A 9,230-nucleotide genomic window follows, 5' to 3' on the forward strand; every position below is an offset into this window, starting at 1 on the left:
TCTCTGTCGGCGCCTAACCCTCCTCCCCCACACCGCGCGGGGCGGCGCCCCGCCCCCGCCCCCCCCCCCCCCCCGGCTCCCCGGCTCACGCCTCCTCGGAGGCCTTCCGCGGCACCCCGGCGGCCCGGTAGGCCGCCTCCTCGTCGAGGGTCTCCGCCTCCAGCAGCGCCGCCGCCAGCGCGTCCAGCCGCTGCCGCTCCTCGTTCAGGATCCGCACCGCGTCCTCGTAGCACTCGGCGACGATCCGCCGGGCCTCCTCGTCCACCGCGTCCAGCGTGGTCGGCGCCGCCGAGAGCCCGTACGCGCCCTGGGCGTCTGCGGGCACGGCGGTGAGCCGCCCGACCCGCTCGCTCATCCCCCAGCGCCCGGCCATCCCGCGGGCGATGTTGGTGACCTGCTCCAGGTCGCTCTCCGCGCCGGTGGTGATCACCCCGTAGACCACCTGCTCGGCGGCCATCCCGCCGAGCGCGCCGATGATCCGGCCGCGCAGGTAGGGCTCGGTGTACGAGTAGCGGTCGTTCTCCGGGGTGGAGAGGGTGACGCCGAGGGCCCGGCCGCGCGGCACGATGGTGATCTTGCGGACCGGGTCCGCGCCCGGCTGGAGCATGCCCAGCAGCGCGTGGCCGCTCTCGTGGTACGCCGTCCGCTCGCGCTCCTCCTGCGGCATCACCAGCGGTCGCACGGCGCCGAGTTGGACCTTCTCCAGGGCGTCCGAGAGGTCCCGCTCGTTGACCGCGTCCTGCTCCCGCTTGACGGCCAGCAGGGCGGCCTCGTTGACCAGGTTGGCGAGTTCGGCGCCGGTCATCCCGGGGGTGACCTTGGCCAGCTGGGTGAGGTCGGTGTCGCCGGCCAGCGGGACGGTCCGGGTGTGGATGCGCAGGATCGCGGCGCGCCCCTCCCGGTCGGGCGGGCTGACGGTGATCCGGCGGTCGAAGCGGCCGGGGCGCAGCAGCGCCGGGTCGAGCACGTCGGCCCGGTTGGTCGCGGCGATCACGATGACGCCCTCGGAGCCGGTGAAGCCGTCCATCTCGGTGAGGATCTGGTTGAGCGTCTGCTCGCGCTCGTCGTGCCCGCCCATGCCGCCGCCGGCGCCGCGCTGGCGGCCGATGGTGTCGATCTCGTCGATGAAGATGATCGCCGGGGCGACCTTGCGGGCCTCGGCGAACAGTTCGCGGACCCGGCTGGCGCCGACGCCGACGATCATCTCGATGAACTCGGAGGCGGAGGCGGAGAAGAACGGCACGTCCGCCTCGCCGGCCACGGCCCGGGCCAGCAGGGTCTTGCCGGTGCCGGGCGGGCCGCTGAGCAGCACCCCGCGCGGCATCTTGGCACCGAGCTTGCGGTAGCGCTCGGGGTGCTTCAAGTAGTCGACCACTTCGGTGAGTTCGGCCTCGACCTCGTCGATGCCGGCCACGTCGGCGAAGGTGGTGCGCTTGCCCTGGTCGGCGGTGACCGGCTTGGGCGGGGCCTTGCGGCCGAGCGGTCCGCCGCCGAGCCCGCCGGCCATCCGACGGGCCAGCAGCACCCAGATGAAGACCAGCAGCAGCATCGGGGCGAGCGAGAGCAGCAGGTTGGTCAGGAAGCTGCGCTGCTGGACCGGGGAGGTGGCGGTGACCTCGACGCCCTGCTGCTGCAGGGTGGTCCACAGGTTGTCGCCCGCGAAGGAGGGGCGCTGGGTGTCGAAGTCGGTGTAGTCGCCCTTGCCGCCGTCGGGTTTGGGCTGGGCGCTCTTGAGGGTGCCCTCGATCGCGTCGCCCTTGGAGTAGATCTTGGTGATGTTGCCCTTGTTCAGCTGGTTGTTGAACTCGGTGTAGGAGATCGTGGTGGCGCCCTCGTTGCCGAAGAACGACAGCAGCAGGTCGGAGATCAGGAACACCACGAGTGCGGTCAGGACGAGGCCCGCCCAGCCGCCGGGCATCCGGCGGCGGGGCGGCGGCGGGGGCGGGGCGCCCTCGGACCGCCAGGGCTGGTCGGGGGTCTGGCGCGGCGGCACGGGTTCGGTCACCCACCGGACGATACGGACAGCCACTGGGGCGGGCCAACCGCAACGCCGCGCCGGACCGTCCGTACGGCCGCACCGACGCCTCCGACCAGCGGATATGACCTCCTGTCAGTGGGCTACGCCGCGCCGCCCGGCCACTCCTCCGCGGTCAGCGCGAACCGCTCGTGGTCGCGCCAGTCCCCCTGGAGGAACAGCATCCGCGGGGTGTAGCCCTCGTGCCGGAAGCCCAGCCGCTTGGCCAGCGCGATCGAGCGCTCGTTCTCCGGCTGCACGTTGATCTCCAGCCGGTGCAGGCCCAGCCCGTCGGCCGACTGCGGGGCGAAGCAGCGGTCCAGGACCAGCCGCAGGCCCTCCGTCATCCGCCCGGTGCCGGCGTACGGCAGGTACGAGTCGTAGCCCAGCGAGGCGTTGCAGAACCGGCCCATCACGATGTTGGCGACGTTCACCTTGCCGACCAGCCCGCCGCTCTCCCGGTCGAGGATCAGGAACGTGCGCAGGCCGGCGCCCTGGCGTCCCAGCAGCTCGGGCAGCCCGTCCGGCTCGACCGGGTTCCACCGTCCGATGTGATCGGCGGACCGGCGGACCGCCTCCGCGTACACAACCTCGTCCTCGGCCCTCGGGGCCCTGATCATCACTCGCACGGCGACATCATCTGGCATGCCGACATCATCCGGCACCGCGAAGCCCGTCGGACACGGCGGCACCCACCGTCCCACCGGCGTCGCCCCGGACACGCGTGCGGCCCGCCGCCCGGAGGACTCCGGACGACGGGCCGCAACAGCGGGAAACCGAGGACTACAGCAGGTCCTTGAACTCCTTGGGCAGTTCGAAGTCGGCCGGGCCCTTGCCCGCGCCGAGACCGAACGCGCCGCCGCCGTCGGCCGGGCCCTGGTCGGCGCCCGGGCCGAGCGCGCGGCGCTCGGCGGCCGCGGCCTCCTCCTGGGCCCGCTTCAACGGGTTGCCGCTCTTGCGCTTGCCCTTGGCCTGCGGGGCCTTCTTGCCGGACTTCTTGGCGCCGCCGCCCATGCCCGGGATCCCCGGCATACCGGGCATGCCCTTGCCGGAGGCCATCGCGGACATCATCTTGCGGGCGTCGAAGAACCGCTCGACCAGGTTCTTGACCTCGCCGACCTGGACGCCCGCGCCCTTGGCGATGCGGGCCCGGCGGGAGCCGTTGATGAGCTCCGGCTCGGCGCGCTCGGTCGGGGTCATCGACTTGATGATCGCGCCGACCCGGTTGACGTCCTTGTCGTCGATGTTGTTGATCTGCTCGCGGATCTGGCCCATGCCGGGCAGCATGCCGAGCAGCTTGGAGATCGAGCCCATCTTCTGGACCTGCTCCAGCTGGGACAGGAAGTCGTCCAGCGTGAAGGCCTTCGGGCCGCCGCGCAGCTTGGCGGCGATCTTCTCGGCCTCGGCCTGCGAGAAGGTCTGCTCGGCCTTCTCGATCAGCGAGAGGACGTCGCCCATGCCCAGGATGCGCGAGGCCATCCGGTCCGGGTGGAAGGCGTCGAAGTCGTCGACCTTCTCGCCGTTGGAGGCGAACATGATCTGGCGGCCGGTGACGTGCGCGACCGACAGGGCGGCGCCACCGCGGGCGTCGCCGTCGAGCTTGGAGAGCACGACACCGGTGAAGTCGACGCCTTCGAGGAAGGCCTGCGCGGTGGTGACCGCGTCCTGGCCGATCATCGCGTCGACGACGAACAGGACCTCGTCCGGGTTCACCGCGGCGCGGATGTCGGCGGCCTGCTGCATCAGCTCGGCGTCGATGCCCAGGCGGCCGGCGGTGTCGACGACGACGACGTCGTACTGCTTCTGCTTGGCGTACTCGATCGAGTCCCGGGCGACCTGCACCGGGTCGCCGACGCCGTTGCCCGGCTGCGGGCCGTAGAAGGCCACGCCGGCGCGGTCGGCGACCACCTGGAGCTGGTTGACCGCGTTGGGGCGCTGGAGGTCGCAGGCGACCAGCAGCGGGGTGTGCTTCTGCTGCTTCAGCCAGTGGCCGAGCTTGCCCGCCAGGGTGGTCTTACCGGCACCCTGCAGACCGGCGAGCATGATGACCGTCGGGCCGTTCTTGGCGAACCGCACCCGGCGGGTCTCGCCACCGAGGATGGCGATGAGCTCCTCGTTGACGATCTTGATGATCTGCTGTGCCGGGTTCAGCGCACCGGAGACCTCGACGCCGGCCGCACGCTCCTTGACCTGCTTGATGAAGGCCCGGACGACCGGCAGCGCGACGTCCGCCTCCAGCAGCGCGATGCGGATCTCGCGGGCGGTGGCGTCGATGTCCGCCTCGCTCAGGCGGCCCTTGCCCCGGAGGTTCTTGAACGTCGCTGCGAGGCGATCGGAAAGGGTGTCGAACACGTCGTCGCGGGTCCTCTGCGGCATCGGTATCGGTACGGTCGTCGTCCCCAGGGTATCCGGCCGCCCCGGGTACGGTCTCCACCCCCGGGCGAGCGGCCCTCCGCCGCCCGTGCGGGAGGCCCTCGGCCGCCCGTGCGGGAGGCCCTCAGCCCAGCGCCGAGCGGACCGCCGCCGCCACCTCCCGGGCCCGCTCGGCGGCCAGCGGCAGGCCGGCCGGATCGGTCAGGTAGAAGGAGTCGACGGCCTCCGCCCCCAGCGTGGAGACGTGCGCGGTGCGCACCCGCACCCCCGCCCCGTCCAGCGCCCGGCCGATCCGGTGCAGCAGCCCGGGGGCGTCGTGCGCCCGGACCTCCAGCACGGTCGCGGTCGCCGAGGCCACCGCGGGCGCCACCGTGACCAGCGGCGGCGGGGTCGGGATGCCCTTGCGGCGCGGGGCGGCGGCGTCCCGCTCGGCGAGCCGGCGGGAGACGTCCAGCGAGCCGTCCAGCGCCCGGCGCAGGTCCGCGCGCAGCCGGGCCGCCTCCGGCAGCTCGCCGAACTCGGCCGCCACCCGCCAGGACAGCAGCAGCACCGGGCCGGCGCCGATCGGGTCCAGCTCGCGCAGGCCCGCCGAGCGGACGGTCAGCCGGTGCAGCGCCAGCACCCCGGCGACCGTGCCGAGCAGCCCGGGCCGGTCCGGGACGGCCAGGTTCAGCTCGACGCCCATCGGCTCGGTGCCCGGGTCCGCCCCCTCGGCCTGGGCCAGCAGCGACAGCGCAGGGGCGCCGGTGCGGGCGGCCTCGACCGCCAGCCGCTCCTGCTCCGCGCCGGGCTCCGCCTCCACCGGCGCGGCCCCGCCGCCGGCCAACTGCACGGCGACCCGGGCCACCAGGCCGTCCACCAGGGAGGCCCGCCAACTGCTCCACGCGGCCGGGCCGGTGGCCAGCGCGTCGGCCTCGGTGAGGGCGTGCAGCAGTTCCAGCTCCGGCAGGGTGCCGACCGCCTTGGTGATCGTCTCGACGGTGGCCGGGTCGTCCGGGTCGCGCCGGGTGGCGGTGTCCACCAGCGTCAGGTGGTGGCGGACCAGCACCGCCAGGGTCTCGGTGTCCTCGGCGGGGAAGCCCATCCGCACGGCCAGGTCGCGGACGATCACCTCGCCGGCCTCGCTGTGGTCGCCGGGCCAGCCCTTGCCGAGGTCGTGCAGCAGCGCGGCCACCAGCAGCAGGTCCGGTCGGGCCACCCGGCGGGTCATCGCGGCGGCCCGGACCGCCGTCTCGACCAGGTGCCGGTCCACCGTCCAGCGGTGCACCGCGTTGCGCTGCGGACGGCAGCGGACCCGCTCCCAGTCCGGCAGCAGCCTGGTCACCAGCCCCTCCGCCTCCAGCGCCTCCCAGACCGGGACGGCCGCCTCCCCCGCCCCCAGCAGGGTCACCAGCTGCTCGCGCGCCTCGTCCGGCCAGGGCACCGGCAGCGGGCGGCACTCGGCGGCCAGTCGGCGCACCGTCGCGTACGAGACGGTCAGCCCGTTCTGCGCGGCGGCGGCCGCGGCGCGCAGCGGCAGCACCGGGTCGGCGGCCGGACGGGCGGCCTGGGCGAGCACCGCCTCGCCGTCCTGCTCGACCACGCCCTCGGCGAGCGGGCGGCGGGCGACGGCGCCCCGGGCCACCGCGCCGGCGCCCCGCCCGGCGCCGGTGAACGGGAAGCCCAGCCGGACCGCCCGGCGGCCGCGGCCGGAGCGGGCGGCGAGCACCCGGTCGACCGCCCGCCAGGTGACGTCGCTCGCGTAGGCGATGGTCCGGGCGGCCTCGTAGACCTGGCGCAGCAGGGTGTCGGCGTCCAGCACGCCGAGCCGCTCGGCGACCTGGTCCTGGTCCTGGAGGCCGAGCCGCTCGGTGGCCCGGCCGGTGACCAGGTGCAGCGCGTCGCGGACGTCGGCGAGGCGCAGGGCGGCGGTGTCCAGGCCGTCCCGGGGCGCGTCGGCCAGCCAGGTGGCGGCGACGGCGTCCAGCGCGACCAGGTCGCGCAGACCGCCCCGGGCCTCCTTGAGGTCGGGCTCCAGCAGGAAGGACAGTTCGCCGTGCCGCTCGGCCCGCTCCCGGCCCAGCTCGCGCAGTTCGGGCAGCCGCACGGGGGCGCTCGCGCGCCAGTCGGTGAACACCGCGGACCGCAGCGCGGCGGTGAGGTCCCGGTCCCCGGCCAGGTGCCGGGCGTCCAGCAGGCCGAGCTGGGCCTTGAGGTCGGCGGCGGCCACCGCCCGGGCCTCGGCGACGGTGCGCACCGAGTGGTCGAGCTTGGCACCCGTGTCCCAGACCGGGTACCAGATCCGCTCCGGCAGCTCGCGCGGGACCGGGCCGGAGTGCAGCAGCAGGACGTCCAGGTCGCTGCGCGGGGACAGCTCGCCCCGGCCGTAGCCGCCGACGGCGACCAGCGCGACGCCGGACGCCGGCGCCCCGGCGTCGGCGAGCAGCGCGGCCAGCCAGTCGTCGGTGAGCCGGGCGAGCGCGGCCCGGCGCGGGCGGCCGGTCAGCCCGGGCCGCTCCAGCAGCGCGGTCCTTGCCGCCGCGTGGCCGAGGGGGTCGGAGGGGCTGGTCTCGGTGGTCATGCGCGTGGGTCCCGTCCGTGGTGCGGATGAGCCGTCGTGGGGGCCGGCCGGTGGGGCTGGGCCGTCGCGGGGCCGAGCCGTCGTACGGCTGAGCGGGGATGCGCCGACGGGCGGACCCGCGCCCCGGGCAGGGGGCGGATCCGCCGGATCGGTCAGTGCCTCACAGGGCGTCCGGGCCGCGTTCGCCGGTGCGGACCCGGACGGCGGTGTCGACCGGGACGCTCCACACCTTCCCGTCGCCGATCTTGCCGGTGCGGGCGGCCTTCACCAGGACGTCGATCAGGTCGTCGGCGTCCTCGTCCTCGACCAGGACCTCGATCCTGACCTTCGGTACCAGGTCGACGGTGTACTCGGCGCCCCGGTAGACCTCGGTGTGGCCGCGCTGGCGGCCGTAGCCGCTGGCCTCGGTGACGGTCAGGCCGTGGACCCCGAAGGCCTGCAGCGCGGCCTTCACCTCGTCCAGGCGGTAGGGCTTGATCACGGCGGTGATGAGCTTCATCAGGCGTCGACCTCGGTCTTCTCAACGGACGTCCCGACGGACGTGTCGGCGGACTTTCCGGCGGGCGGGTCGGCGGGCTTCCCGGCGGGCTTCCCACCGGACGCGGCACCGGCGCCCACGGTCGGGAGCGCCCGGGCCAGCCCCGCGCCGACGGCGCTGAAATCGTAGGCGGACTCGGCGTGTTCGGCCTGGTCGATGCCGGCCACCTCGACCTCCTCGGGGACCCGGAAGCCGACCAGCTTGTCGACCGCCTTGGCCAGCAGCCAGGACAGCACGAAGGAGTACGCGGCGACCACCGCCACGCCCATCGCCTGCTTGCCGAGCTGGCCGAGCCCGCCGCCGTAGAACAGGCCCTTGGCGGTCTGGCCGACCCCGCCGGTGGCGAACAGGCCGATCAGCAGCGAGCCGATCGCCCCGCCCACCGCGTGCACGCCGACCACGTCGAGCGAGTCGTCGAAGCCCCAGCGGTACTTGAGCGAGACGGCGGCGGCGCAGACGGCGCCCGCGACCAGGCCGATCGCCACCGCGCCGAGCGGGCTGACCGAGCCGCAGGCCGGGGTGATCGCGACCAGCCCGGCCACCGCGCCGGAGGCGGCGCCCAGCGTGGTGAACGCGCCGTGCTTGAGCTTCTCGAAGACCAGCCAGCCGACCAGCGCCGCACCGGTGGCGACCTGGGTGTTCACCATCGCCATCGCGGCCACGCCGTTGGCGGCCAGCGCCGAGCCCGCGTTGAAGCCGAACCAGCCGAACCAGAGCAGCCCGGAGCCGAGCATCACCAGCGGCAGGCTGTGCGGGCGCATCGGGTCCTTCTTGAAGCCGACCCGCTTGCCCAGCACCAGGCAGAGCGCGAGGCCCGCGACACCGGCGTTGATGTGCACGGCCGTGCCGCCGGCGAAGTCGATCACGCCGTTGCGGTCGCCCAGCCAGCCGCCGTTGCCGTTGTCGAAGAAGAACACCCAGTGCGCGACCGGGAAGTAGACCACCGTCACCCAGAGCGCGATGAACAGGCCCCAGGCGGAGAACTTGGCCCGGTCCGCGATCGCACCGCTGATCAGCGCCGGGGTGATGATCGCGAACATCAGCTGGAAGACCGCGAACGCCGTGACCGGGATCGATCCGGTGAGTTCGTTCAGCCCGATGTTGCGCATCCCGAGGAAGTCCAGGTTGCCGATCAGACCGGCGAAGGAGTCGGGCCCGAAGCTGAGCGAGTAGCCGTAGAGCACCCAGAGCACGCTGACGATGCCGAGCGAGAGGAAGCTCATCGCCAGCATGTTCAGTGTGCTCTTGGCCCTGACCATGCCCCCGTAGAAGAAGGCCAGGCCCGGGGTCATCACCATGACCAGGGCCGCACTGATGAGTACGAAGGCGGTGTCGCCCGCGCTGAAGCCGTCCGGCATCGGCGTCTCCTCTGCGTGAGTGCCGCTCCACCCCCGGGTACCTGTCCCGTGCCACCCGGGGTGGCGGCGATGAAGAGGAGAGTGCCGAAGGCTGGTTTCGGCCAGTGCGACCGGTTGTTTCGCGGCCGTGACGCGTGCGTCGCGCGGGTTACGGGCACGTGAACCGCGGCCCGGACGCGGGGCCGGATGGGTTACCGTGCCGCCTCACCGCACCGTCCGGTACCGCCTCACCGCACTGCCCGGTACCGCCTCACCGCAGCGCCCGGGCCGCCCCGGACGTGGGGCCCCGCCCGGGGGGGGGGGGGGGCCGCCCGGGGGGGGGGGGCCCCCCCCGGGCGCGGGTCGCACCCACCCCCCAAAAGCGTGCGGATGGCGCCCACCCCCCCC

General features: G+C 74.2%; 6 protein-coding genes. All 6 read right to left on the reverse strand.

Features of this window, described 5'->3' with window-relative positions:
• Positions 1–85: 85 nt before the first annotated feature.
• The 6 genes from ftsH to ACFWXO_RS20580 all read right to left on the reverse strand — a co-directional run bounded on the left by ftsH (position 86) and on the right by ACFWXO_RS20580 (position 8,843).
• Positions 86–2,005: an ATP-dependent zinc metalloprotease FtsH gene (ftsH, locus tag ACFWXO_RS20555; protein WP_375891766.1), complete on the reverse strand. Its 1,920-nt coding sequence runs from the start codon at positions 2,003–2,005 to the stop codon at positions 86–88.
• Between the two features lie 113 nt (positions 2,006–2,118).
• Positions 2,119–2,661, reverse strand: coding sequence for a GNAT family N-acetyltransferase (locus ACFWXO_RS20560; protein ID WP_380525265.1), 543 nt, complete (start codon positions 2,659–2,661; stop codon positions 2,119–2,121).
• 136 nt (positions 2,662–2,797) lie between these two features.
• Positions 2,798–4,366, reverse strand: a complete 1,569-nt coding sequence (gene ffh, locus ACFWXO_RS20565; protein WP_380525289.1) for a signal recognition particle protein — start codon at positions 4,364–4,366, stop codon at positions 2,798–2,800.
• 145 nt (positions 4,367–4,511) lie between these two features.
• Positions 4,512–6,947 (reverse strand): [protein-PII] uridylyltransferase, encoded by a 2,436-nt coding sequence (locus ACFWXO_RS20570; protein WP_380525266.1) that lies wholly within the window; start codon positions 6,945–6,947, stop codon positions 4,512–4,514.
• 160 nt (positions 6,948–7,107) lie between these two features.
• Positions 7,108–7,446, reverse strand: a complete 339-nt coding sequence (locus tag ACFWXO_RS20575; RefSeq protein WP_350508264.1) for a P-II family nitrogen regulator — start codon at positions 7,444–7,446, stop codon at positions 7,108–7,110.
• Positions 7,446–8,843: an ammonium transporter gene (locus ACFWXO_RS20580; protein WP_375891760.1), complete on the reverse strand. Its 1,398-nt coding sequence runs from the start codon at positions 8,841–8,843 to the stop codon at positions 7,446–7,448. Before ACFWXO_RS20580 ends, ACFWXO_RS20575 begins: the two co-directional genes overlap by 1 nt.
• Between the last annotated feature and the right edge of the window lie 387 nt (positions 8,844–9,230).

Origin of the sequence: Kitasatospora sp. NPDC059088 (assembly GCF_042738155.1) — a bacterium.
Lineage (GTDB): Bacteria > Actinomycetota > Actinomycetes > Streptomycetales > Streptomycetaceae > Kitasatospora.